This window comes from Rheinheimera sp. ATLC3 (genome assembly GCF_059429535.1).
On record NZ_CM182103.1, the window covers coordinates 2663309 to 2689092 of the forward strand.

20 protein-coding genes and 1 riboswitch are annotated in these 25784 nt (G+C 52.1%); of the genes, 17 read left to right on the forward strand and 3 right to left on the reverse strand.

The annotated features are described in order from the left end of the window. Positions 1–3 precede the first annotated feature (3 nt). The 10 genes from flhB (at position 4) to AC5SV9_RS12440 (ending at position 11374) form a co-directional block, all read left to right on the forward strand. Positions 4–1155: a flagellar biosynthesis protein FlhB gene (gene flhB, locus AC5SV9_RS12395; RefSeq protein ID WP_475149944.1), complete on the forward strand. Its 1152-nt coding sequence runs from the start codon at positions 4–6 to the stop codon at positions 1153–1155. A 3-nt stretch (positions 1156–1158) separates the two neighbouring features. Next, positions 1159–3231 carry a flagellar biosynthesis protein FlhA gene (gene flhA, locus AC5SV9_RS12400; RefSeq protein ID WP_475149943.1) on the forward strand — a complete coding sequence of 691 codons (2073 nt, stop codon included), beginning with the start codon at positions 1159–1161 and terminating at the stop codon, positions 3229–3231. Between the two features lie 301 nt (positions 3232–3532). Then, positions 3533–3622, forward strand: a riboswitch (cyclic di-GMP riboswitch). Between the two features lie 146 nt (positions 3623–3768). Beyond that, positions 3769–4614: an OmpA family protein gene (locus AC5SV9_RS12405; protein ID WP_475149942.1), complete on the forward strand. Its 846-nt coding sequence runs from the start codon at positions 3769–3771 to the stop codon at positions 4612–4614. Positions 4615–4631: 17 nt separating this feature from the next. Next, complete coding sequence (locus tag AC5SV9_RS12410; RefSeq protein ID WP_475149939.1) at positions 4632–5945, forward strand: sigma-54-dependent transcriptional regulator; 1314 nt, start codon at positions 4632–4634, stop codon at positions 5943–5945. Between the two features lie 7 nt (positions 5946–5952). Then, positions 5953–6273 carry a flagellar hook-basal body complex protein FliE gene (gene fliE / locus AC5SV9_RS12415; RefSeq protein ID WP_475149936.1) on the forward strand — a complete coding sequence of 107 codons (321 nt, stop codon included), beginning with the start codon at positions 5953–5955 and terminating at the stop codon, positions 6271–6273. A 10-nt stretch (positions 6274–6283) separates the two neighbouring features. Further along, a complete protein-coding gene (fliF, locus tag AC5SV9_RS12420; RefSeq protein WP_475149935.1) occupies positions 6284–8005 on the forward strand; it encodes a flagellar basal-body MS-ring/collar protein FliF in 1722 nt (573 codons plus the stop codon). Continuing rightward, entirely contained in the window at positions 7986–9005 is a 1020-nt protein-coding gene (locus tag AC5SV9_RS12425) for a FliG C-terminal domain-containing protein (RefSeq protein WP_475149932.1), read from the forward strand. The genes fliF and AC5SV9_RS12425 overlap by 20 nt, the downstream gene beginning before the upstream one ends. 3 nt (positions 9006–9008) lie before the next feature. Further along, the gene (locus AC5SV9_RS12430; protein WP_475149930.1) at positions 9009–9650 is read left to right on the forward strand and encodes a FliH/SctL family protein; all 642 of its coding nucleotides are present in this window, start codon (positions 9009–9011) and stop codon (positions 9648–9650) included. Further along, positions 9637–10953 carry a FliI/YscN family ATPase gene (locus AC5SV9_RS12435; protein WP_475149927.1) on the forward strand — a complete coding sequence of 439 codons (1317 nt, stop codon included), beginning with the start codon at positions 9637–9639 and terminating at the stop codon, positions 10951–10953. Before AC5SV9_RS12430 ends, AC5SV9_RS12435 begins: the two co-directional genes overlap by 14 nt. A 1-nt stretch (position 10954) precedes the next feature. Next, complete coding sequence (locus AC5SV9_RS12440) at positions 10955–11374, forward strand: hypothetical protein (protein WP_475149925.1); 420 nt, start codon at positions 10955–10957, stop codon at positions 11372–11374. Positions 11375–11378: 4 nt separating this feature from the next. Here the strand turns inward: AC5SV9_RS12440 and AC5SV9_RS12445 are convergent, their stop codons facing one another. Further along, positions 11379–12059: a M15 family metallopeptidase gene (locus AC5SV9_RS12445; RefSeq protein ID WP_475149923.1), complete on the reverse strand. Its 681-nt coding sequence runs from the start codon at positions 12057–12059 to the stop codon at positions 11379–11381. Further along, on the reverse strand, positions 12056–13447 hold the full coding sequence (locus AC5SV9_RS12450; RefSeq protein WP_475149921.1) for a Na+/H+ antiporter NhaC family protein: 1392 nt from the start codon (positions 13445–13447) through the stop codon (positions 12056–12058). Before AC5SV9_RS12450 ends, AC5SV9_RS12445 begins: the two co-directional genes overlap by 4 nt. A gap of 226 nt (positions 13448–13673) precedes the next feature. On the opposite strand from AC5SV9_RS12450, the gene AC5SV9_RS12455 reads away from it, so the two are divergent. Continuing rightward, complete coding sequence (locus AC5SV9_RS12455) at positions 13674–15098, forward strand: M14 family zinc carboxypeptidase (protein ID WP_475149919.1); 1425 nt, start codon at positions 13674–13676, stop codon at positions 15096–15098. A gap of 34 nt (positions 15099–15132) precedes the next feature. On the opposite strand, the gene AC5SV9_RS12460 is transcribed toward AC5SV9_RS12455, so the two are convergent. After that, positions 15133–16071 carry an alpha/beta hydrolase gene (locus tag AC5SV9_RS12460; RefSeq protein ID WP_475149917.1) on the reverse strand — a complete coding sequence of 313 codons (939 nt, stop codon included), beginning with the start codon at positions 16069–16071 and terminating at the stop codon, positions 15133–15135. A 123-nt stretch (positions 16072–16194) separates the two neighbouring features. Between AC5SV9_RS12460 and AC5SV9_RS12465 the strand changes: the two genes are divergently transcribed. From AC5SV9_RS12465 to AC5SV9_RS12490, 6 genes are all read left to right on the forward strand, one after another. Then, complete coding sequence (locus tag AC5SV9_RS12465; RefSeq protein ID WP_475149916.1) at positions 16195–16512, forward strand: hypothetical protein; 318 nt, start codon at positions 16195–16197, stop codon at positions 16510–16512. 113 nt (positions 16513–16625) lie between these two features. Continuing rightward, complete coding sequence (locus AC5SV9_RS12470) at positions 16626–17114, forward strand: RNA polymerase sigma factor (protein WP_475149913.1); 489 nt, start codon at positions 16626–16628, stop codon at positions 17112–17114. Positions 17115–17158: 44 nt separating this feature from the next. After that, complete coding sequence (locus AC5SV9_RS12475) at positions 17159–18151, forward strand: FecR family protein (RefSeq protein ID WP_475149911.1); 993 nt, start codon at positions 17159–17161, stop codon at positions 18149–18151. A 4-nt stretch (positions 18152–18155) separates the two neighbouring features. Next, positions 18156–21179 (forward strand): TonB-dependent receptor, encoded by a 3024-nt coding sequence (locus AC5SV9_RS12480; protein WP_475149910.1) that lies wholly within the window; start codon positions 18156–18158, stop codon positions 21177–21179. Positions 21180–21364: 185 nt separating this feature from the next. After that, complete coding sequence (locus AC5SV9_RS12485) at positions 21365–24067, forward strand: TonB-dependent receptor (protein WP_475149907.1); 2703 nt, start codon at positions 21365–21367, stop codon at positions 24065–24067. Positions 24068–24267: 200 nt separating this feature from the next. Beyond that, positions 24268–25749 (forward strand): phosphoesterase, encoded by a 1482-nt coding sequence (locus tag AC5SV9_RS12490; protein WP_475149905.1) that lies wholly within the window; start codon positions 24268–24270, stop codon positions 25747–25749. The last annotated feature ends 35 nt before the right edge of the window (positions 25750–25784 follow it).

Sequence of the window (25784 nt, forward strand, 5' to 3'; positions counted from 1 at the left end):
GCGATGGCAGAGCAAAGCAGTTCTCAGGAAAAAACCGAACAACCCACGGCGAAACGGTTAGAGAAAGGCCACAAAGAAGGCCAGATTGCCCGCTCAAAAGAGCTGAATACCGCCGTACTGCTGATTTTAGGCATTGCCGGTTTGTTATGGTTTGCCCAGCTGTTTCTGACGTTGTTTATGCAATTGATGCAGCGCAGCCTGCAACTGAATAAAGCCATGCTGGCAGACGAGAAGCTGATGCCGGTTGCTGTAGGGCAGGCGTTCGGCGATATGCTCGGTACGCTGTTGCCTTTTCTGTTTTTACTCTTTATCGCTATGGTGATTACCGGCGTGTTACCGGGCGGTTTTATCTACTCTGCCAAATTATTCAGCCCGCGGTTTCAGCAGCTTAACCCGTTAAAAGGCCTGGCACGGATGTTTAGCCTGAATGCACTGGTAGAGCTGGGTAAATCCATCCTGAAAATTACGTTACTGGCCGGCTGTCTTTACTTGTTCTTAAGCCAGCTGTGGCAGCGCTTGCTGATGTTGCAGCGGCTGGACCTGAATGTTGCGTTGCAGGAAGGCATGGGGCTGCTGGCACTGTGCCTTATGCTCACCGCCTGTGCCTTGTTATTGATTGCGGCCATTGATGTGCCTTATCAGGCGCACAAAATTGCCAAAGAACTGAAAATGACCAAACAGGAAGTGAAAGAAGAACGTAAGTCCGCTGATGGCAGCCCTGAGATAAAAAGCCGTATCCGCCAAATCCAGTTTCAGATGGCAAACCGCCGCATTGAAGAGCGGGTACCAAAAGCTGACGTGATCGTGATGAACCCGACGCATTATGCGGTGGCAATCCGGTACAGCGAAAAAGATGCCCGGGCCCCATACGTGGTGGCCAAAGGTATTGATGAAATAGCGTTGCGTATTAAAGGCGTGGCGCAGCGTCATCAGATAGAAGTGCTGGAAGTGCCCGTGCTGGCCCGGGCCATTTATTACTCGACCCGTGTCGATCAGGAAGTACCAAAAGGCTTATACACCGCCATTGCCTATGTGCTGACCTATGTTATGCAGCTAAAAGCCTACAAGCATGGCCGCGGTCAGCAGCCGGCGCCCTTACCGGCGCTTGAGATCCCGAAATCTTTGTTAGATAAAGCTAAAGTCCGAGGTAGTTAAACAGTGAACTGGCGCATACTGACCCAACCTTACACCGCTATTCCGGTATTGCTGCTGGCCATTCTGGCCATGGTAGTGCTACCGCTGCCAGCCTGGATGCTGGATGCGCTGTTTACTTTTAATATCGTGCTGTCGGTCATCGTGCTGCTGGTCGCGGTATCCAGTAAAAAACCGCTCGATTTCTCGGTATTCCCCACCGTGCTGCTGGTCGCGACACTGATGCGGCTGACACTGAATATTGCCTCAACCCGGGTGGTGTTACTGCACGGCCATGAAGGCTCTGACGTTGCCGGCCGTGTCATTCAGGCGTTCGGTGAGGTGGTTATCGGCGGCAATTACGTCGTGGGTATGGTGGTGTTTGTTATTCTGATGGTGATAAACTTTGTAGTGATTACCAAAGGTGGCGAGCGGATTTCAGAAGTTGCTGCCCGTTTTACCCTGGATGCGTTGCCCGGCAAACAAATGGCAATAGATGCCGACTTAAACGCCGGTTTGATTGGGCCGGAGCAGGCAAAAGATCGCCGGTCAGAAGTAGCAAGAGAGGCCGATTTTTACGGCTCAATGGACGGTGCGTCCAAGTTTGTCCGTGGCGATGCTATTGCCGGTCTGATCATTCTGGTGATCAACCTGCTGGGTGGTATCAGCATCGGCGTGTTCCAGCATGGCCTGAGTATGGGGGAAGCCTTTCAACGCTTCGCTCTGCTGACGATAGGTGATGGCTTAGTCGCGCAAATCCCGTCATTACTGCTGGCGGTTGCGGCGGCCATTATTGTTACCCGGATGAACGATGAAGGCGAAATGTCTGATGAGGTCGGTAGACAGCTGTTGGCCTCACCACGGGTGTTGCTGACTACCGGCGGCATTATGCTGATTCTCGGTGCCGTGCCCGGCATGCCGGCCATGGCTTTTATCGGTTTTGGTCTGCCACTGATTTATGTCGCCTGGCGCTTACAGCAAAGCGTGGATAAAGGCGAACTTATTCAGGCGGAACGACTGACTGAAACCATCGCGCAAGCGCCAAAAACACTGGGCTGGGATGATATTCCCCATGTGGATCGGCTGTCGATTGAATTGGGGTTCCGGCTGGTTTACCTGGCAGACAAAGAAAAAGGCGAAGAACTGGTGCAAACGCTGCGCGGTATTCGTAAAACGCTATCAGAGCAAAGCGGCTTTTTACTGCCAGAGGTAAGGGTGCGCGATAATCTGCAGCTAAACCCGCAGGAATACCGTATCAAACTCGCCGGCGTGCCGGTAGCGTCGGGGCGGCTGAACCCGCAGCAATTACTGGCGCTGAATACCGGTGAAATCTACGGCCAGCTGGACGGTGAAATTACCCGAGACCCGGCCTATGGTCTGGAGGCGGTGTGGATAGATACCAACAGCCGCGCTAAAGCGCTGAACCTGGGCTATTCGGTTGTTGATCTCGCCACAGTGATTGCGACCCATGCCGGTAAGCTGATTAAAGAGCATTTGTCTGAGCTGTTTGTCTATGAAGATGTAAAACAGCTGAATAAACGGCTGGCGAATGTGGCGCCGGTGCTGGCCGAAGCGCTGGATAAAGCGCTGAGTGCCACGGTGCAGCTGAAAGTGTATCGCTTGCTACTGCGTGAGCAGGTTAGCCTTGGCGACATTTTAACCATTGGCAGCACCCTGCTCGATAGCAGCGAAGTGACGAAAGACCCGTTGCTGTTAACCTCAGACGTACGCTGTGCGTTGCAGCGGGCGTTGGTGCGGCAAATCAGTGGCGACAAAGATGAACTGGCCGCCTTTACGCTGGATGAAAAGCTGGAGCAAACGCTGCAAAGCGCGCTGAATCAGGCGATGCAGGCTGGCAAAGTCACACTGGACAGCTTCCCGGTGGCCCCCAACCTGCTGAGCCAATTCCAGCGCAATATGCCGCTGATTTGCAGTCAGATGCAGCAGCAGGGCCATACCCCGGCGCTGGTGGTGATCCCACAGCTGAGGCCATTACTGGCGCGCTATGCCCGTACTTTTACCCAGAACTCGCTGGCGGTGTTGTCGTATAACGAAATTCCGGAGAATCTGCGGGTAAATGTTATCGGCGCGCTGGGCTAGCACGCAGGCTGTCATCATAGCGCCATAATATGCAGAGACAATACAAGCTGGCTTGCTGTGTTCGTTTAAATAGTTTTGCAGTTTTTCTCACTGTTTAGTCAGTTTATAAGCACAACAGGTCAGAGCAGTGTTGGAATTATGTTAGTGGTTGGCGAAAAAATATGCAGTTGCAAATATGTGATTTTAAACGTCATATTAGATATTGTTAAAAAACACTCTTGCTAAGCCAACGTAATTTCGATATCGTTTGTGTTATTCAGTTTCAGTTCATAAATCTGGTCGGATTTGTGAGCTTGTTAAGACAATTAAAAGGCAAACTGCACCGAAAGGGCAGGACGCAAAGCTTCCGGTCTACGGCGTGTTAAAACGCTACGACAGCGGGGCCGCATTAGCTTAGCGCCATTCACTGGTGTTAGCCGTTTCACTATGGCTAAAGCATCAGTGTCCTGTGCTGTTCTATGCCGTTTGCTTTTTATTTTGCTGCGCCAGGCTGATTTGCCCGGCGTGAGGGTAATGACAAAATAAAAGGTGTATAAGGTGTCTGTATTGTCTTTCAGTTTGTGGTTAAGCGCCAGCCTGCCAGGGGCACTGGCGACGGCAGCACTGCTGACGCAACCGGCAGAGCAGGCCAAATGGCAGCTTAACAGCGATCCTTTTTATTGCCAGTTACAACAACAGGTCAGGGGTTTAGGGCAGGTCAGTTTCGCGCTGGAGCCTGGTCAGCCACTGCGGCTTAATCTGGCGCTGGCTCAGCCTCATTCAGAATTGCAGCAGGTCAGCGTGATGGCCCGTCCTGCCGACTGGCAAACCACACAAGCCGTTGCGGCAGAGCAGTACGTTGCCGAGTTATATCAGGACAGCGAAGTCAGTTTTCTGCAAGCGGCTTTGCCGCTGCTGCATCAGCTGCAGCAAGGCGCCTGGTTACAGTTTGATTTGGGTGATGCACAGCAGCAGTTAGTGCTGACCAGTGTGCGTGCCGCTGATGCAGTGGACAAGTTTCAGGGCTGTGTTGCGCAAATGTCACCATTGTCCTGGCAGCAGGCCCGCGACACCGAAATCTATTTTGCCTCCGGTAAACGTCAGGTTGACCGCCAGCAATTACCCAGCTTACAGAAGCTGGCGCGCTATCTACAGCTGGATAACAGCATCAAAAAAATCCTGATCGATGGCCACACTGATGATGTCGGTACCCCTTTAGCGAACCGTGTGTTGTCGCAGGAGCGTGCCGATGAAGTGGCGTCCAGACTGATCGAGCTGGGGGTAAAAGCCAGCATGCTGGAGATCAGAGCCCACGGTAACCGCTATCCGCTGTTGCCGGCGCAGGGCAAAGCCGAACAATCTAACCGCCGGGTGTCTATCCGGTTAATCCGAACCACTTCCTGAGCAGGATCTGACGCCCGATGAAATCACCTTATGTGTTATGGATAGAGCAGCAAGCGCCCTGTAATGAGGTGCATCAGTGCATCTGCGCTGAAGGATACCAGTTGCTACATGCCGCTGATGTGACGCAGGTTGTCAGCCTGTGTCAGGATTACAAACCGGCACTGGTTTTTATCGACAGTGCTATGGCGCAAATGGCGTTACCGGATCTGGTTGCTCTGGTACACCGTAAGCTGCCGGGGGCGCAAATTATCAGCATGGTTGACTCAAACCAAAGTGCGCTGGCGTCTGAAACCTTACAAAGCGGCGCTATTGATTATTTACTTAAACCTTTTTTTGCGTCTCAGGTAAAAACCTCAGTGCGTAACGCCACTGCCATGAGCGCGGGGTTAAAAGATCTGGTGGCAGTGTCGCACGCCAGCCGGCAGATTTTGCAGTTGGCCAACCGCGCCGCGCAAACTGAAGCCAGCGTGCTGATCCTGGGGGAATCCGGTACCGGTAAAGAGCGGCTGGCGCGTTTTATTCATCAGGCATCAGACCGTGCAGACCAGCCTTTTGTCGCGGTAAATTGCGCTGCTATTCCGGAGCATATGCTGGAGGCTATGCTGTTTGGTCACAACAAAGGCGCTTTTACCGGCGCAGTGAATCAGCAAATCGGTAAGTTCGAAGCAGCCAATGGCGGCAGCATCTTACTGGATGAAATTTCTGAGTTGCCGCTGCCCTTGCAAGCGAAGTTACTGCGTGTGTTGCAGGAGCGAGAGGTAGAGCGTCTGGGCAGCAATAGCCGCATTAAGCTGGATATCCGTGTCATTGCCGCCAGCAATAAGAACCTGCGCAGTCAGGTAGAGCAAGGCTTGTTCCGCGAGGATTTATTTTACCGCCTGGACGTTTTGCCACTGAGCTGGCCGGCGCTGCGCGAAAGGCGGGATGATATTTTGCCACTGGCAGACTTTTTTATTACCAAATACGGCAACGGTAAGTACCGCTTAAGCCGGGACGCTGCCGACGTAATGCTGCAGTACAACTGGCCGGGCAATGTGCGCGAGCTGGAAAACGTGATGCAGCGGGCGCTGGTGATGGCCCGGGGTATCGAGCTGCAGGTTGCAGATCTGAATTTACCCCGTTGTCATCCGCAGGCAGCGGCCATTTGTGCCAGCCTGCTCAAGCAAAGCAAACAGAATGCTGAGTTTGATTACATTCTGGATTTGCTGCAGAAATTTAACGGCCACCGTACCCGTACCGCAGAAGCACTGGGTGTCAGTACCCGTGCACTACGTTACAAACTGGCTGCCATGCGTGAGCATGGTGTCGACATTGACGCATTAGCTTCTTAAGGATTTTATGATGATTTCACCAATAGACAGCCAGAGCCAGATGCTGGAAATGATGACCAGGTTACAACAAACTGCCAGCAGTGAGCGCATAGCGCCCGCCAGCAATAGCGTTGGTATCAGCGAAGACTTTTCTGCCGTGATCCGCAACATCAATCAACAGCAGAATATTGCCGCAGACATGATGACGGCGGTTGATACCGGCAGCAGTGACGATGTGATTGGCGCCATGGTAGCCAGCCAGAAGGCGGGTTTAAGCTTTTCGATGCTGCTGCAGGTGCGTAACAAGGTTATCAGCGGTATTGATGATGTAATGCGGATGTCACTGTAAGGACAAGGCAATGAAAGGCGAAGTGGTAAAGAAAATGCCTGCGGCAGCGATTGAAGGTAACTTCCGCGAGAAAGTGATTAATCTGTCCAGCCGGTTCAGCTGGTTACCCGGTGGTGACCGCAGTATGGCGTCAATTGCCTTGCTGGCGACACTGGTGGCTGCAACCATAGTGCTGATTTTATGGACCTCGGCGAAAAACTATGTGCCGCTGTATGGTAACCAGGAACACTATGATAAAGCCGGTATTCTGGAGATCCTTGATAAAGAGCAGGTCGCGTTCCGTATCGATACCGACACCGGCAATATCATGGTACCGCAAGACCGTCTGGCCGACGCCCGTATTACCTTAGCGGCCCGTGGTATAAAGGCAGCAATGCCGGAAGGTTTGTCGACAATAGGTGACAAGGTAACCATGGGTACCAGCCAGTTTATGGAGTCGATGCAGTATCAGCATGCATTGGAAGGGGAACTGGCCCGCACCATTATTACCATGGACGGTGTGCGTAACAGCCGTGTGCATCTGGCCGTGCCAAAGCGCAGCGTATTTATTGGCCGGCAGGAAGAGAAATCAGCAGCGTCGGTGATGGTTGATCTGACCCCGGGTTATGAGCTTAAAGCCACCCAGGTTGAAGCCATTGTCAGCCTGATTGCCGGCAGTGTACCGGGGCTGGACCCGCGTAAAGTATCAGTGGTCGACCAAAGCGGTAAGCTGCTGACCGGCGATTTGTACGATGAAGCGCCAATTGGCAAAGAAACAGATAAAAAACTCGCCTTTATTCAAAAATTTGAGCGCAATATTGAGCAGCGTGCCGCCATTATGCTGCTGCCAATTCTTGGCGAGGGTAACTACCGGATCCAGGTATCGTCTGATGTTGATTTCAGCGTAGTAGAAGAAACCCGTGAAGCGATAGATCCGGCTTCGGTAGTGCGTTCTGAATCCGTCAAAACAGACACTATGCAGGACCAGCTGGCAATGGGTATTCCCGGCTCGCTGGCCAACCAGCCACCGTTACCGGCAGATCAACAAGGGGCGGATGACAACCAGCGTACGTCCGAGCGTAATGAAAGCAGCCGCCAGTTTGATAATGGCCGTGCGGTAACTCACACCAAGTTTGAAGTTGGCCGGTTAAAGTCAATGAGTGTATCGGTGCTGGTTAATGAGGCGGCAGCGGGCGATACCGGCTGGAGCCAGGCACAGTTGCAACAGCTGGGTGAAATGGTCAAAACCGCTACCGGTTTTCAGGCCGAGCGTGGCGACCAGTTTAATATCACCAGCTTTGGTTTTGTTGCCCCGGCAGAAACGGCGGGCGTACAAAGTGGCTTGCCGTGGTGGCAACTGCCGGAAGTAAAAGAATATGCCCGCTATGTGTTTGGCAGCTTAATTGCGCTGGCGCTGATTTTATTTGGTGTAAGGCCGCTGGTTAATCACCTGATTAGCGGCAAAAAGCAGCGTGAACCTGACACCGCTAATGCCTTTGCCGGCAGTGCGGATGACAGCCCGTCTTTACTCAGTGCCAAGGCTGATGCCAGAACAGTGGAAGAGGCTGCGGCTGCGGCCGACGACATGCCGCAACCGGGCTTTAACGCGATTAACCTGCCGCAGGTCGGGTCAGAGTTTGCTGAGCAGATTTCACATATGCAACTCCTGGCCAGCAAAGAATCTGACCGGGTAACCGCGGTGATTAAATATTGGGTAGAGCGAGGAGTCAGCATTGAATCAACTAAAGCCTGAACATAGCCGCACTATTACCGATTTGGATCGGGCGGCCATTTTACTGCTGAGCATGGGTGAAGAAAATGCGGCCGGCATCATCAAAAAGCTGAGCCGGCACGAAGTGAAAGCTTTATCCGAGCGGATGGCAAAAATTACCAACGTTACGCAGGACGATGTTGCGCTGATCCTGACCGATTTTTTTGACTGCTACCGCAGTGAAAGCGGCGTCAGCGGTGCTTCTCGCTTATATCTGGAGCGGGCACTGGATAAAGCGGTCGGCCGTAAACTGGCCCGTGGCATGCTGGACGATATCTACGGTGGCGCACTGGCAGATGACTTACGCCGGCTGGAGTGGGTGCCTGCAGAGTTACTGGCCCGCTTCTTAGAACAGGAGCATATGCAAATGCAGGCCCTGATGCTGGCTTTTTTGCCGCCGGAGCAGGCATCGGCGGTTATCGCCTTGTTCCCGAAACAAAAGCACGACGATATTCTGTTTCGCATTGCCAGCCTGCGCGAGGTCAGCGAACACGTGATGGATGACTTGCGCCATACACTGGAAGCCTGTATCGAGTTTGTCGGTGAACAGGTCGGTGCCCGGGTCAATGGCGTGGAGAAAGTGGCTGAAATCATGAACCGTTACAACGGCAATAAGGCTGAGGTGATGGAACTGCTGAAACAGCATAACGCGCAGACTGCAGAAGCAGTACAGGACAAAATGTATGATTTTGCCTCACTGGCGCGGCAAAGCGAAGATGTACTGGCATATCTGCTGAACGAAATCCCGGACGAGCTGTGGGTTGTAGCATTAAAAGGCTGCGAACCGGCCATGCTGGACAGCATCATGTCGGCGCTGCCAAAACGGCTGGCACAGGTGTACCGTCAGCAGATTGAAAACACCAAAGCACAGGCGGTTAGTAAGGTAGAAGCGGCACGGGCCGAAATTATGCGAATGATCCGCCAGATGATGGCGAAAAACGAAGTCGATTACCGCTTATACGAAGAAGCGACACTGGGGTAAGCTATGGCCGATCTGTATCGCTTTCCCGGCGTGCAGCGCGATTTATCATCGCCACCCGGTATCGAACTGCAGTTACAGCAGGCATTTGAGCGCGGCCTGGCTGAAGGCAAGCGGCTGGGCGCTGAAGCTGCCGAGCAGCAGCTGAAGCAGCAAGCTGAGCAGGTTGCCCGTGCTGAGGCCGAGGCTAAACAGCACAATACGCTGGCAGAGCTGCGCCAGCAATTTGAGCAGCAATTGCTGCAGCTTGAACAGCAGTTGCAGCACCATCAGCAACAGCAGGAACAGCAGCTGGCACAGGCCATATTTGAGTTGGTCAGGACACTGGCGACGCTGACGCTGGACGCTGAACTGGCTACCCAGCCAGCACATTTACAGCAGGCAATCAGCTTACTATTGCCGCTGCTGCAGGTTAATGAACACATCAGCGCGATAAGACTGTCACCGCAGGACCTGGCCTGGTGGCAGCAATTACAACAAACGGCACTGGGCGCAGTGACACTGCAGGCCGACGCTAAGCTGGCCGCAGGCAGCGCGGTGTTTGTTGGCGCGTCGCAGCTGCATCTGGCCGATTTTCGTCAGCGTTTAGACAGCTTGTTACCGCAGGTACAGCAACAATTACTGGGCAACAGCCATGACGGTACTTAACCGGCTACAGCAGGCTGCCGGTCAGCTACAACCCGGGCCTTTATATCAGAGCTTCGGCACTCTGGTACGGGTAAACGGTATGCTGCTGACGGTAGCGGGCGGGCAATACACGCTGGGGCAGCGTTATCAGGTTGAAGGTCAGGCCGGGCACTGGATAGAAGCCGAAGTAGTCGGCTTTGACCGTGAGCAGGCATTTTTGATGCCGCTGACCGATGCCAGCGAACTGACCACCGGTGCCCGGGTGCGGCCACAGGCCAAACAGGCGCTAACGGTTAGCCATGCCCTGCTTGGCCGCGTAGTCGATGGTTTACTACAGCCGCTGGATAATGGCCCGCCGCTGCAACGCGGTGAGCAAATCAGCAGCCAGAATGTAGCCGTTAATCCGATGCAGAAAAAAGGTGTCACGACGCCTTTGGATGTGGGTATTAAAGCTATCAACGGCCTGTTTACCGTGGGGCAGGGCCAGCGTCTGGGGTTATTTGCCGGCTCTGGCGTGGGTAAAAGTAAATTGCTTGGCATGATGACCCGCTTTACCAGTGCTGATGTGGTGATCGTAGGCCTGGTGGGCGAGCGTGGCTGGGAAGTAAAAGATTTTATCGAGCACAGCCTGGGGCCGGATGGCATGAAAAAAGCCATAGTGGTGGCGGCGCCGGCCGATCAATCACCGCTGCTGCGTATGCGCACCGCCGAGCTGGCGCACCGGCTGGCAGCCTGGTTTCGTGATCAGGGCCTGCATGTGTTGCTGCTGGTTGATTCTCTTACCCGTTACGCCCAGGCACAGCGCGAAATAGCGTTGTCGGTGGGGGAACCACCGGCCACGCGTGGTTACCCGCCTTCGGTGTTCAGTAAGCTGACGCAACTGGTAGAGCGTGCCGGAAACAGCAGTGACAGCAGCGGTAGCATGACCGCCATTTATACCGTACTGGCAGAAGGCGATGATCAGCAGGACCCGATAGCCGATGCTGCCCGCGCTATTCTGGATGGGCATATTGTATTAAGCCGGCAACTGGCCGAGCGCGGCCATTATCCGGCTATTGATATAGGTGCGTCGATAAGCCGCGTTATGCCGAATATCGTGTCAGCGACCCAGCTGAAAAGCTGTTACAGCTTAAAGCGGCTATACAGCCGCTATCAGCAAATTCAGGAATTGATCCCACTGGGGGCTTATCAGCCCGGTAAAGACACTGAGCTGGATAATGCCGTGGCAATGTACCCTAAAATAGAAGCATTTTTGTGTCAGGGCCTGAACGAACAGGTCGATTTTGCCGAGACTGAACAACAACTGACGAAGCTGGCGGTGTAGCATGCTAAAGAAATATTTGCAGACGCAACAGGATAACTTCGACATTATGCGCAGCCGCCATGGGCAGCTGCAGCAGAAAGCAGACTTTGAACAGCAGCGTGCACAGTTACTGGCACAGCATATTGATGCAATGGAAAGTAATCAGCAGATGCGCTGCAGTCTGAGCTTACAAAACCTGTCTGGTTTAAAACACATTTTGCAGGATATGGCGCAACAACAACAGCAGCGCAGCGCTCAGGCCGAGCAGGAAGCCAGCCGGCAGCAGCAGGCTTGTAGTAAGCAGGCTGCCTATAATCTGGCACTGCAGCAAATTCTGGATAACCGCTTGCAACAACAGGTAGTGCAGTTGCAGCGGCGTGAGCAAAAGCAGCAGGACGAGCTGGCGATGCAGATGTTTCAGCGCCAGCGTCTGGCGCGGTAAACGGCTACTTTACAATAAAATCAAAATAGCGGTCGGTGTAAGCCGGTGGCTGGTGGGTAAAGTGCCACCATTCCATGTTGTATACCTTAAAGCCGCCGCTCAGCATCAGGCTTTCCAGCTGTTGCCGGTTTGCCTGCTGCTGCTTGGTAATACCCTCTGTACCGACATTCGATACCGGGTCAAACATATCAAACTTTGAGCCCATATCCAGTGGTTGCCAGTTGCCGGCAGCATCTTGTCTGGCCAGCGTTAAATCGACCGTGCTGCCACGGCTATGACCGGATTTTTCCGCGATGTACTCGCCCACCAGCTTGTCTTTAGACAGATTGGGGTAGTACTGTGCTTTGGTGCTGGTATCGCTTAAATCGCTGGCCCAGCGCATAAAATGGTTTACTGCCCGCTGTGGCCGGTAGCAGTCATACACCCAAAGCGTAAGCCCCTGCGCCGTAGCGGCCTGCTGCACCTTGACCAGTGCTTCGGCAGCGTCACGCTGCAGGTAACACTTATTAGCCTGATAGCCATCAACCCGGTTGCCAACAAAGTTATTAGTGCCCAGATACGCCATATGCACCTGAATATCGGCGCTTAACGTGCTGATATCGGTAAAATCTTCGGGTACCTCTGATACAGGTAGTGTTCCGCTACCGTTTCCGAGGAGCATAGCGATCAGTGTCAGAGTTTTCATATCATTAATACCCCGGCAGTTAAAAAGGCCAGCAATGCCAGTGCACCGCAAAACAATGCATAAGGTAGCTGGGTTTTTACGTGTTCGAGTAAATCACAGCCGGATGCGACTGAGCTGACCGCGGTACTGTCGGAAATCGGCGAGCAGTGATCGCCAAACACACCACCACTTAAAATGGCTGCCAGCACCAGTGACGGCGGCAGGCCCAGCAATTCGACCATAGGCATACCAATCGGGATCAGAATGGCAAAGGTGCCCCAACTGGTACCGGTGGTAAACGAGATCAGCGCACCGGCTAAAAACAACAGCGCCGGTATCAGTACCAGCGGCAAGCTGTCATTGACGATAGAGGCAATAAAAGTACCGGTACCCAGCAGTTTAAGGCTGCTGCCAAGCGCCAGTGATAACAGTACTATCGTCACCAGCGGCAGTAACTCGCTCATGCCTTTAAAGCCAATATCAACCAGCTGCTGATGCTTAAAGCGCTTACTGAACAACATCATAGAGTAGGCGACTAAACAGGCCAGCGTCGTGGCATAGAGCACCGATTGTGAACCCGAGCCACCCACCAGCCGGCCATTGCCGGTCATCAGCATAAAGCCGATCATGGATGCGACTAAGGTAAACAGCGGCACCAGCATAAAGCTGGCTTTACTCGGCGGTACGTCAATTTCGGTATGCGCTGCCAGCGTATGTAACTCTTGTTCGGCTTTACGCATTGGGCCATACACTTTGCCGCTGATAATGGTGTACAGCACCACGGTTAGCGTAAACAGCGCGTAAAAGTTAAGCGGAATAGTGCCGATCAGTACCGATACCGGGCTTTCCCCAAGGGAGTAAGTGCTGAGCAGGCCGAGAATATAGGCGCCCCAGCCGTTTAGCAGAATAATGATGCAGATAGGCGCGCTGGTGCTGTCGATAATATATGCCAGCCGCGCCCGGCTCATTTTGAATTTGTCGAACAGGCCGCGTGAGCTGATACCGGCTGTCAGCGAGCTGAGGTTAGACTCGATAAAGGTTACAGAGCTGATAAAAAATGTCAGTAAACCGGCCTGACGGCCTGATTTGGCAATGCCTTTATCGACCAGTAGTTTCACTGTGGCCGATACACCGCCCGAGTCACGCATATAGGCCAGCAGGCCGCCTACCAGTAACGAGAACATCAGAATACGGGCGTTATCGCCATCTTTGGTTACCGCAACAATACGTTCCAGCGTTTGAATACCGCCATCCAGCAGCAGACCTGGCCCGGCGCCCTGGCCGGCCTGCAGAAAAATCAGCAGTTCGGCGCTGCATAACGACAACAGTAACGCCAGGATCACTTCTTTGCGCCACAATACTACAACAATGGCGACCAGCGCCGGAATGAGGGTTAACCAATCAGCCAAAATGGCCTCCTGCTATTATTATTCTGTTTCGCGTAAATGCTGAATAATTTATACCGGTTGTGCTTTACTGTCGCAAGCACTGCGCAGGCTTTTGCGATGAAGCGGGCATTGCAGCCGATTGCGATAGATGGTGCTGTGCAGCAGTTTGCTGGCAGTCGCGTTACTTGCAATTGTTAACAGAATTGCGCGATGCTACCAGGCTAAAGCAGTTAAGCAGAGGTGCATTATGCAGCATGCGTTACGGTGGCTTCTGGCCGGATTATTCAGTTTAACCACGGCGGTACAGGCAATGACAACAGGCAGTTTGTCGGCAGACGATTATCAGCAGATAAAACAAACAGGGTTGGATAAACCTCAACTTACCCACAGCGACATTGCGCCGCTGCTGCAGCTGCATCAGCATAACCCGCTGTTCCGCTTTAAGCAGCTGGGGCAGTCGGCGCTCGGCACCCCAATCTGGCAGATTGATATTGGCACCGGCCCGGTCAAAGTGCTGGCGTGGTCGCAAATGCATGGCGATGAAGCCACAGCAACCGCCGCGCTGATGGATTTGCTGAACTTTATCAGTGCCGACCAGCAACAACAGTGGCGCGATAACTGGCTAAGTAAAGTGACACTGCGGCTTATTCCTATGGTGAACCCGGATGGTGCCGCCGCAAACACCCGTTTTAATAGCATGGGTATTGATATCAACCGCGATGCCAAAGCGCTGCAAAGCCCGGAAGGGCGCTTGCTGATGCAGGCAGCGAAAGATTTTAAACCGGATTTTGGCCTTAACCTGCATGATCAAAACCGCTTTTATGCGGCAGGTGACACCGATAAACAAACCACGATTTCGTTGTTGGCTCCGGCGTTTAACAACGCCAAAGACATCGACGCCGCGCGCAAAAAAGCCATGCAGCTGATTGGCGATATGGCCGACCTGATGGCGAAAGAACTGCCGGGCTATCTCGGTAAATACGATGATACTTTTTCATGGCGTTCTTTCGGTGACACCTTTGCTGGCATGGGTATCAGCACAGTGCTGATTGAATCCGGCGGCTATCCGAAAGATGACAACCGTCAGGTTGCACGGCGGCTGAATACGCAGTTGCTGGTAATGAGCATTGAAAGCATAGGCAGTGGTGCTTATCAGCAGCAGTCGCTCAGTGCTTATCAGGCTATTCCGTTTAACCGCAGCGGTGGTATTAAAGATGTGTTACTGAGCAATCTGAAGATCAGTGTCAACGGGCATAATGCCAGCATTGACCTGGCATTGGATCTGGGGCTGGAAAGCAATAAACAGGCGCGGATCCATGATATCGGCGATTTATCTATTTATGGTGCTTATCACCAGCTGGATGTTACCGGCTTAAGTTATCAGGCGCCTAAGGCGTACAGCCTGACCAAAGCGCTGACACTGGACAAAGCTGCTTATCTGGCACTGCTGCGCGAAGGCTACAGCCATTTCAGTGGCGATGCGGCTTTGCTGACCAATAACAGCGGCCTGCCGGTGGTGATAAACCCGAAAGGGCTCAACGGTAAAACGCCGCAGCGGTACCGGCTGGCAACCTTTTTACTGCGCAACGAACAGGGTGTGCAGCGGGCGCTGCTGAACGGTCAGCTGTTGGATGTCAGCAGCGGTAAGCTGTTAAACCCGTTGGGCACCTAGCATTTTGCAGCCGGAGCTAAATTGCCGGATGCATTTAGTTGCTGCGTTCTGTGGTTGTAGCGCCGAGTAAAAACGTCAGCGGCAGATGCAAACGCTCTGCCCAGGCGTGTTCGCTATGCTCTGCGCCGTCAAAACGCAGTGTTTGCCAGTCTGCTGCGGTGTAACCCTTGCTTTCAATAATGGCATCCGCCTGCGCCTGCAGTGGCGGGTACCAGGCGTCCAGCGTCGCTGTGCCAAAATCAAAATACAGTTTATGCGTGCCGGCAACTGGCAGCGTCTGGCGCATGTAAGCAAAAAATGCGGCCGGCACCGGGTTGTTATCGTTCTGAAATACGCCGGGCCAGTGCGTGGATAAACAGGCCGCGCCGCCGAATACGCCGGGGTATTCACTGATGGCGTACATCGATATCAGGCCGCCCATACTCGACCCCATAACAAAAGTATTGGCCGCATCAGGCAACACACTAAAATGACCGTCGATGTATGGCTTTAGCTCTTGCACCAGAAATTTCAGGTAATTATCGGAGTACACAGCATCAGCAAATAGCGGCTGTTGCTCGCCCTGTGTCAACTGATACAGCGCCTGTTGCTGCTCTTTCGATAAACTCTGAAACGGCTTTTGCGGGAAATACTCGCTGTGGCGGCGGGCGGCTGCATTAAAAATACCGACGACGATAAAAGGCCGGGTTTTACCTTCTGCCATCAGTGCGGCTGCCACTTCATCCACCCGCCATTCCTGCTGGTTCCAGCTGCTGCTGCCGTCAAACAGCATCTGGCCATCATGCATATACACCACGGCATAACGCTGCTGTGCACTGTAACCATCGGGTAACCAGATATCGATATTGCGCGGCGGAATAAACACCGAGCTAAAGCCTTGCAGGCGTTCAATACGGCCGCTTTTAACCTTAGGCAGGCTGGCAAATAACTGGCTGCTAAACAGCAGCAATAACAGCAAGGCAAGTAGCTTCATCTTAGATCCAAAACAGGTAAAAGGCAGCTGCAGTGCAGCATATGGCTAGTATGGCCGTATCTGAATATTAATGCAGGGTGTTTGCTATACTTTGGCGGTTTCAATTTTAAACCGGAGAACATTATGCGTCTAATACTACTGACAGCCTTAGTGCCTTTTATGTTGGCGGCAGCAGAAAATCAGGCCACCCACTGTCAGCTGGGTGATGCGGTGCGGGTTATTGAAGTGGTGTACCCCGAGGGCACAGAGCTACCGTGTGAAGTGCATTACGGTAAAGATGGCCAGAGCAGTGTGCTGTGGCGCGCCAGCAGCGAAGCGGGCTATTGCGAACAAAAAGCCGCAGAGTTTGCTGAAAAACAACGCGGCTGGGGTTGGCAGTGTGTTGCTGTTGCGCCTTCAAACTCTGACACGGCAGATAACAGCGACCAACCTGAGTTGTAACGAACTATGTTGCTGACAAGTTGGCAGCGTGCCTGATTACGCAGACTGCTATGTCAACTAATTGTCATATCAATGCCTTATGCTTCTGTTATGAGCATCAGCGCTGAGTTGGCATGTCAATACGTAAGAAGCCGGTACAACAGGCAACAGTCTTAGAAAATACGGAGCCACTGTTACGTTATCTGCAGAAAAACGCCAATAGTGCCGACGCTGCGGATATTTTCCAGGAAGCGGTGACCCGGGTGCTGGAGCAAACCAGGCAAAAGCCAATCCTTAACCCTCTGGCCTATGCTTTTACTGTCGCCAGGCACTTACTTATGCGAATAAGAAATCAGCCTGCAGAACAACCAGATGAACTCGTCTGTCAGAGTGCCAACCCGGAAGAGATGGCCAGCATGCAGCAAACTGTTGATTTGTTCGGGCAGACGCTGGCTGCTATGCCTGCATTGCGGCGCCAGGTGTTTGTATTGTACCGCGTGGAAGGCAAAAGCCGCAGCCATATTGCAGCCTTACTGCAGATCAGTGAAGAAGCGGTGTCTAAACATGTCAGCCGTGCTCTGGCTGATATTCAACGTCAAATTGACCAGCAGCGCGCTGTATGACATCCGCGATGTTGTAATAAAACCGGTTGAGTGAAAACAGTATATTGAATACAGCAGAACAAACAGAACAGGACCTGTATTTACAGGCCGCAGCCTGGCTGGAAAAGCTCGCTGCCGGTGAGTTGGACAGCCTGAGCAAAAGGCGGTTCAGCCATTGGCTGGATGCAGACCCAAGACATCAGGCAATATTGTTGGCGATGGTACAAACCTGGCAAAGTCCTGAACTGACGAAAGCGTTAACCGCATACAAGCCACATCTGTTAAAACGCTGGCAGCTTTCGCTATCGCGCTGGTGTTTCGCCGGCTCTGTCAGGTCACTAACCGTCCTCGCATGCACTGCTGCGCTGGGAGTGATGTTATATCTGGGACAAAGCCGTTTCTTAGGTACCGAAGCCCCCTACGAGCTAAAAACAGCACGGTCCAATACTATGCACCAGACGCTGGGTGACGGCTCAGTCGTTGATATGGCTGCGGCCAGTCAGCTAACGGTGTTTTTTACCGACGATAAACGTCAGGTTGTGCAGGGGGTGGGCGCAGCCTACTTTGCCGTAGCTAAAGATAAAAACAGGCCATTTGAAGTGCGTCTTGATCAGGCGACTGTAGTTGCCGTGGGGACGGAGTTCAACATCGACCGGGACCCGGACAACATTGATGTCACTGTGTACGAGGGAGCAGTGCAGGTGCAGGCAACGGCAACCAGTCCGCGGCAGCTGCTTAAGGCCGGAGAGCGTGTGCGCATCAGGCAACATAAAATGTCAGCAGTAGAGAAAGTCGACCTGCAGCAATTGGTTGACTGGCGCTCGGGCTGGATTGAAATTGAAAATGAGTCCTTAGCTTATTTATTGCACCGTTTAAATCGCTCTGCACCGGTGCCATTGAGCGCCAGTGCAGAAGTGGCAGATTTAAGAGTGGCAGGCCGTTTTGAACTGGGGAATACGGATCAGACATTGCAGGCACTCACTGAGGCCTATGGCCTGACGTTGCAGCAACACAGTACCGGTATCCGGCTAAGCCGGATATCACCCTCGTCACAGTAATAGTATGGTCTGGGTTCTACCGGTGCAGCCGCGGTTTTATTTTGTGCTGTTACTGTTGTTTAGCCCAGCGCTATGCTTTGCGCAGCATCACCCGGCTGAACGTCAGAAATATGAGCTGCCCGCACAGCCGTTAGCAGGGGCTTTATTGCAATTCGCCCGTCAGGTAAATAAACCCCTGCTGTTTGCCCCGTCAAAGCTGAACGGACTAAATGCCCCCGCGGTGGTGGGTAATTTTACCGCCGATGAAGTACTGCAGAAACTCCTGGCAGAGCAGCCGTTAGAAGCTATACCCCGCTTCTCAGGCTGGCTGATTAAAGCTAAGCCGGTAGCTGAACAGTCTGTAACGGCAGCTGTAACTCCGGTCGCACCGTCTTTGGTCAGTGCGCCAGCAATGGAGGTTATAGCTGTACGGGCAAATGGTGGCTTGTACCGGCATAGCAGCGCCACTGCACAGTTGCCAGGCGCTACCGCTTTGAAGCGCCAGACGCTGTTTGTGCAAGATTCGCTGGTGGCAGAAGATATTACCGACTTTCCGGCGCTGAATGTCGCCAATGCGATATCACGTGTGCCCGGTATCAGTATTACCCGCGAGTGGGGCGAAGGGCGGCAGATCTCGCTGCGGGGGCTAGCTGCTGATTTTACCCGGGTACAGATAAACGGTATGGAAACGCTGGGTACCACATCATCACCGATGGATGCACGCGGCGCGTTATCGCGCAGTCGTGCTTTTGATTTCAATATTTTTGCGGCCGAGCTTTTTAACCAGATTGATGTAAAAAAGTCTTACTCTGCCGAACAGGAAGAGGGGGGCATAGCCGGCACGGTAAATTTACGTACCGCCAAGCCCTTTGATTATCTAGCCGACAAAGCCAGTATCTCCGCTGAACTTAGCAGTAATAGTAACGCTAACCCCTTTAACAGCGCCGATCCACGCTTTTTCGCACTGTTTTCAAAGCGCTGGACCGAGCTTGGTGCACTGATCTCGCTTACCTACAGTAACCGTGCGACTAACGAATATGGCAGTAACACAACACGCTGGCGGCAAGAAAGCGCTAAGCAGGCTGCTGACCCTGCCAATAGCCAGTTGCAAAGCCTGCTGGATTCTGGCGAGTTATGGTTTCCACGTGGTCAGCGCTTGTCGGTTTGGGAGAATCAGCAAAAGCGCTTAGGGGTATCCGCAGCCTTGCAATATCAGCCAGAGCCAAGGTTAAATATGGTGTTGGAACTGTTGCACGGCAAGCTGCAAAATCAGCTGTCTGAACATCATCATGCAGTAAAAGATAATAATCTGGTGCAGGATCTGATGTGGCGTGACAGCAATGGCGATAAAGAAGTGCTTTATGCCAGCTATAAAAATGCCAGCTGGCGCAATGAAAACCGCCAGGACTATAACGAATCGGTATTTAATCAAATCAGCCTCAGTGCAGATTGGACAGTTAGCGACTCTTTGCAGTTACACGCTATGCTGGGCCATAGTTCATCCGACTACCGCCAGCCACTGCTGAGCAAATTGAATATTGAGGCAAAGCAACAAGCCAATATTGTGACCGACTTCACTCAGGATGCCTTTTACGGCCAGAGTTATTCCAGCAATTTTGATGTAACGGCCTTATCTGGCTATACCGTAAGGGATCTGTTTTTTCAGTCTAATTTTGTCAATTCCGACTTTAACAACGCCAGGCTGGATGCCACCTGGCAGCTTAGCGACAGCAGCAGTCTTAGCTTTGGTTTACACGCTAAAACGTTTAATAACTCTGGCTATCAGCAAGAGGCAAGCGGTTTTCCTCATGGTAGTACTACGCCACTAAACCAGGGCGTGGTAAGCCTGAACGCGGAACAGGTTCAGCTGTATAGCGGCCACCCCGAGCAAAATTGGTTGCAGGGCGATATTGCTGCGTTACAGGCATTTTATGGCCTGACCGGTTTTACGTTAGCCGATGCCGATACTATTGCCAGTTCGGTATATCGGTTGACCGAGCAGACACATGCCGGTTATCTGCAGTATGAGCAAAAACTAACGTTAGCCGGTGCACCACTGCGTGCCAGTCTTGGTTTGCGCTATTTTAATACCGGCCTTAGCAGTATTGCGCCGTCACAGAGCGGGGCCGGCATTCTGGCTGGGGGGGTAAATCGCCGTTACGACGGCTACCTGCCCGCGCTGGGTTTATCTTACGACGTTGCCGATGATGTGCTGTGGCGGCTGGGGCTCAGTAAAAATATTACCCGACCTTCGCTAAGTGATATAGCGCTGTTTACCAATGTTACCCAAACCTCGCTTGGGGAAACCGACATCGGTCAAATCAACAGCGGTAACCCACAGTTGAGACCATTTAACGCTAACAATCTGGATATCGCATTGGAATGGTATTTTGCTGATGGAGGGGTGTTTTCTGCAGCGTTGTTTTATAAAGATATTAACCACTTTATTGCTATCACTACCCAGCCAGTTATCTATCGTGATCTGGGGTTACCTGCCAACTTGCTACCAGAGGGTAAAACGCCAGATGATGTATTTAATTTATCTTTGCCGCAAAATGGCGGCCCCTCGTCAATAAAAGGCATTGAACTGGCGCTGCAGCGTAAGCTGGATTTTCTGCCAGCGCCGCTTAATCAGTTTGGTATAAGCGCAAATTACACCTGGGCCGATGGTAAGACGTTGTATCACAACGTGCAAAACTCGGGTGAAGCCCAGATTAAAGCCTTTACCGGCTTATCCAGACACAGCTACAACCTGGCACTTTATTACGACACCCCACGCTGGGGTGCAAGGTTAACCACTGCCTATCGAAGCCGTTATATCAGTGCGGTAGAAAGTGGTTCTATCGATGATGACGAACGCGGTTATCACGGTAGCACTAATATCGATTTCTCGGCTTTTTACCGGATAAACGACTACATAAAGCTCAATATCGAAGCGCTTAATCTGACCAATCTGCGTGAAGAGTTGTACAGCGATTCCAGCGACAGAGCCTATAACAGCACCTATAGCGGCCGCACTTATATCCTTGGTTTTACGGCAGAGTTCTGATAAGGGACTTCATATTCAGTCATGACAATCGCAAACCTTGGCTGTCACAGTACTGTCAATAAACCTTAACAATTTTTTTTGTCCGAAAATCACGGGTTGTTGCTCTTTAGGGGGACTGCTGTGCAATTACGCAAGCAGATTTATTCCACCCATTAGCGTAACTAACCAGGATTAACGGACACATTATGAAGACGACTCTTTGCAAGAGCCAACTGGCACTGGCTGTACTGGCTGCAATTCCGGCTTTATGCAGCGCCCCGTTGCTGGCACAATCTGCCGGGGCAGAGGCTGCAACAGAAACCGAAGTGATTGAAGTAAAAGGCTTTCGCAGCGCCATTATCAAAGCAAAAGACTTAAAACGCGAAGCGATGATAGCGCAGGATTCAATAGTGGCTGAAGACATTGCCGACTTCCCGGATTTAAACCTGGCTGACTCACTGCAGCGCGTGCCTGGCGTAACCATTACCCGAGAAGGCGGCGAAGGCCGGCAGATTTCTTTGCGTGGCCTGGGGCCAGATTTTACCCGGGTGCAGGTAAACGGTATGGAAGCGCTGGGTACGTCTTCATCGCCTATGGATGCTCGCGGCGGGGTGTCACGTAGCCGGGCTTTTGATTTTAATATTTTCGCCTCTGAGCTGTTTAACCAGATTGATGTGAAAAAATCTTACTCGGCCGATCAGGAAGAAGGCGGCATTGCCGGTACCGTGAACTTACGTACCGCCAAACCATTTGACTATGACGGCGCCCAGGCCGCCGTGTCTGCCCAGTTAGGTACCAACAGTAACACCGACAGCACTGATCCGCGGATTGCGGCGTTGTTATCAAACACCTGGTCTGATTTTGGCGCCCTTGTATCAGTCGCTTACAGCGACAGAGAAACCATGGAATATGGTACCAACACTACCCGCTGGCGGCGTGAGGGTGGCAAAACCGCTGCCGATGCCAGCAATACAGAGTTACAAGCAGAGCTGGATTCCGGCGAATTATGGTTCCCGCGCGGCCATCGCTATTCAATGTGGCAAAATCAGCAAAAGCGGCTTGGTGTTACTGCGGCGCTGCAATATAAACCGAGTCAGGATTTTAGCCTGGTGCTGGACCTGATGCATGGCAAGCTGGAAAACACTCTGTCTGAGCATCACCATGCGGTAAAAGATAACTCTGTAGTGAATGAGTTGGTTTGGCGTGAAAATAACGGTGATAAAGAAGTCATATACGCCGATTATAAAAATGCTACCTGGCGCAATGAAAACCGGCAGGATTTTAATGACTCAGTGTTTAACCAGATCACTCTGGCTGCTGACTGGACGCTGAGTGATACGCTGAAAATGCATGCTATGGTCGGACATAGCTCATCAGATTATGAACAGCCACGGGTAAATAAGCTGAATATTGAAGCGAAGAAAAAGGTCAATATTATTACCGATTTCACACAGGATGCGTTTTACGGCCACAGTTACTCACCGGATTTTGATGTCACCGCGGTGGAAGGCTATACAGTGAAAGATCTGTATTTTCAGTCGAATTTTATCTATTCCGACTTTGATAACGCCAGGCTGGATTTCGACTACTACCTGACAGACAGTTCCAGTTTGAAATTTGGTGCCAACTATAAGAAGTTCAGCAACAGCGGTTTTGAACGTGTTGCTAAAGACTTCCCAAGCAATGAAGCCACGCCACAGAATCAGGGCGTTAAAACACTAACAGCAGAACAAGCACAACTGTTTAGCGGCCACCCGGACAGAAGCTGGTTGCAGGGTAATATGGCGGCCCTGCAGGCTTTTTATGGCCTGACGGATTTTGCATTAACTGACGCGTACACGGTAGAAAGCTCGGCGTATGACTTAACCGAAGAAACCAACGCTGCCTATGTCGTGTACGATACTGAGTATGATGTGGCTGGTGCGCCGCTGCGGTTGAATCTGGGTGTGCGTTATTTCAATACTGAAATCACCTCCGCCGGTTTATCTAAAGGTGTGCCAACACAATTGGTACGCGATTACTCTGATTATCTGCCCAGCCTGAACATTGCCTATGAGTTTATCGATGATGTGATCTGGCGCACTGGTATCAGCAAAAATATGACGCGGCCGTCGCTGGGCGCTATGGCATTTTCAGCCAATGTCAGTCAGACGTCACTGGGTGAAAATGATATCGGCCAGATTTCTGTTGGTAACCCGAACCTGCAGCCTTTTGAGTCAACCAATTTTGATACTGCACTGGAGTGGTACTTTGAAGATGTTGGCCTGGCGTCGGTAGCGTTATTTTATAAGGATATCGACAACTTTATCGTTACGGAAACCCAGCAAATCGTATACAGCGAGCTGGGCTTACCAGCTGCGTTGTTGCCTGTGGGTAAAACAGTGGATGACATTTTTAATGTGTCTTCACCGCAAAACTCAGATTCCTCAACCATCAAAGGCTTTGAGCTGGCAGTGCAGCGTGATCTCGACTTTTTGCCGGCACCGTTTGACAACCTGGGCGTGATTGCAAACTACACCTGGGCAGATGCTAAAACCTTATACCGCAATGTAGAAAACTCAGGTGAAAATCAATTTAAAGCCTTTCCTGGGTTATCAAAACAGAGCTACAACCTGACGATATATTACGAAACCGAGCAATGGGGCGCGCGTATCGCCGCTGCTTATCGCAGTGACTATATCACTGGGGTAGAAAGTGGCTCTATTGACGATGATGAGCGCGGCTACCATGCCACGACCAATGTCGATTTCTCTGCCTTTTATCGCTTAACTGACAACATAAAGTTAAATCTGGAAGCAATAAACCTGACTAACGTCCGTGATGAGTTGTACAGCGACTCCAGCAACAGAGCGTACAACACCACTTACAGTGGCCGTACCTATATGGCTGGTGTAACAGTGCAGTTCTGATCATACCCTCGTACTTGAAGCTGCAGCTTTGCTGGCTGCGCACTCTCGCCCCGGTCACATAGGTTAACTATGCTCCCGGGGCCTCAAGCACTTGCCGCCTCGCTGCAGCACCAATTACTTTGGGTATAGGTACACTGTGTTATTAGGAAAAAGCCCTGAATTATTTGAATCAGGGCTGTTTTAGTAGGGCGTATTGAACGATGACTTTTGTAGTGAGTAAAAAGCAGTTGGGTTTAGCTGCTATTGTGACCTTGCTGGTCGCGTCTTGTCAGCAGGTGCCACAGGCAAAAAAACCGGCTCACGCTAAGCGTTGGCTAGCAGGAGACCACCATGTGCACAGCCATTACAGTGTAAAATGGGATACTTCGGTATTTCCCCCTGCGCCGGTGATTGGCGGCGATGCCAAATATTCTATCCCGTTAAATGCTCAAATGGCGGCGCACTATGGCTTGAGCTGGATGGTGATAACAGACCACGGTGGACCAAACCGCGCCAAATTGGCGCTGGAGCAGGCTTACCCGGAGCTGCTGGCATCGCGCAAAGCGCTGCCGGATACTTTGCAATTTTACGGCATGGAGTTTGATGTGCCTGGCAATAGCCCCGGTGGCCGGCATGCCAGTTTTATTATGCCGTACAGTGCCACCGAAGCGCAGCAGCTGTACCAGATAGAAAGCCGTTATAACGGCCGTCAGGGCGTGCCGCCGGGGCCGGAAAAGGCTGAAGATGCGTTTATGCTGCTGGCGCTTAAAGCCATGGATGCGCTACCGGATAAACCCTTACTACTGGCAAATCACCCTTCGCGTTTAGCTACCGGTTTTCGCCAGTATCAAAAAATTACCCCGCAACAATTGCGCGACTGGCAGGATACCGCACCGGAAGTGGTAATTGGCATGACCGGAGCGGAAGGCCACCAGGCCGCCACACTAAACCCGGATGGCAGTATCGACGCCAGTGCTATACGCGCTGAATATCCGCATTACCCGACGCTGGGTGGCTATGATCAGATGACCGCGCGCTTAGGTGGAGTATGGGATAGTTTACTTAGCGAAGGACGGCGCTGGTGGGTTACTGGCGTGTCCGATAGTCATGGGCATTACACCGACGGCTGGGCCGATTTCTGGCCAGGGCAATATGCCAAAACCTACGTGTATGCTGAAAAAGACTACCAGAGTATTTTTGCTGCACTAAAAGCGGGCAATGTATTTGTCACCACCGGCGATTTAATTGATGCCCTCTATATTGACGTCATGGTAAAAAAAACCGGTAGAAAAGCCACCTTAGGGGAGACACTCCTTGTGTCGGCTGACGATGAGTTGGTACTAAGTGTAAGATTCAGGGTTCCTGAGGGCCCGAATGGCGGCGGTTTCAAACCGCAGGTGCGGCGGGTAGATGTCATACAAGGTGTAGTGAGTGGCCCGGTGCAAAATCGTAATAGCGATGAAGCGCCTGATACCAATGTAGCAAAACGGTTTTATGCCGGTGACTGGCAAACTAAACAGGGTTATAGCGAGTTCAGGCTGGCACTGGGTAAAGTCAGCCAAAGTGGTTATTTGCGCCTGCGCGGCACTAATAACAAAGACGAACTTGAACCGGAAGCTGATGCCAAAGGAGAGAACCCATGGCATGACTTATGGTTCTATAGCAATCCGGTTTTTATTAAGCTAACGGACACAAAGCATTAAACCTATAAGCAGCCCTTACACCCGTTTTACGAGGC

Bases quoted from the DNA above. Each gene is read 5' to 3' on its own strand.
- flhB (WP_475149944.1), top strand. From the start codon at position 4: ATGGCAGAGCAAAGCAGTTCTCAGGAAAAAACCGAACAACCCACGGCG.
- AC5SV9_RS12410 (WP_475149939.1), top strand. From the start codon at position 4,632: ATGAAATCACCTTATGTGTTATGGATAGAGCAGCAAGCGCCCTGTAAT.
- fliE (WP_475149936.1), top strand. From the start codon at position 5,953: ATGATGATTTCACCAATAGACAGCCAGAGCCAGATGCTGGAAATGATG.
- fliF (WP_475149935.1), top strand. From the start codon at position 6,284: ATGAAAGGCGAAGTGGTAAAGAAAATGCCTGCGGCAGCGATTGAAGGT.
- AC5SV9_RS12430 (WP_475149930.1), top strand. From the start codon at position 9,009: ATGGCCGATCTGTATCGCTTTCCCGGCGTGCAGCGCGATTTATCATCG.
- AC5SV9_RS12435 (WP_475149927.1), top strand. From the start codon at position 9,637: ATGACGGTACTTAACCGGCTACAGCAGGCTGCCGGTCAGCTACAACCC.
- AC5SV9_RS12440 (WP_475149925.1), top strand. From the start codon at position 10,955: ATGCTAAAGAAATATTTGCAGACGCAACAGGATAACTTCGACATTATG.
- AC5SV9_RS12445 (WP_475149923.1), bottom strand. From the start codon at position 12,059: ATGAAAACTCTGACACTGATCGCTATGCTCCTCGGAAACGGTAGCGGA.
- AC5SV9_RS12455 (WP_475149919.1), top strand. From the start codon at position 13,674: ATGCAGCATGCGTTACGGTGGCTTCTGGCCGGATTATTCAGTTTAACC.
- AC5SV9_RS12460 (WP_475149917.1), bottom strand. From the start codon at position 16,071: ATGAAGCTACTTGCCTTGCTGTTATTGCTGCTGTTTAGCAGCCAGTTA.
- AC5SV9_RS12465 (WP_475149916.1), top strand. From the start codon at position 16,195: ATGCGTCTAATACTACTGACAGCCTTAGTGCCTTTTATGTTGGCGGCA.
- AC5SV9_RS12470 (WP_475149913.1), top strand. From the start codon at position 16,626: ATGTCAATACGTAAGAAGCCGGTACAACAGGCAACAGTCTTAGAAAAT.
- AC5SV9_RS12480 (WP_475149910.1), top strand. From the start codon at position 18,156: ATGGTCTGGGTTCTACCGGTGCAGCCGCGGTTTTATTTTGTGCTGTTA.
- AC5SV9_RS12485 (WP_475149907.1), top strand. From the start codon at position 21,365: ATGAAGACGACTCTTTGCAAGAGCCAACTGGCACTGGCTGTACTGGCT.
- AC5SV9_RS12490 (WP_475149905.1), top strand. From the start codon at position 24,268: ATGACTTTTGTAGTGAGTAAAAAGCAGTTGGGTTTAGCTGCTATTGTG.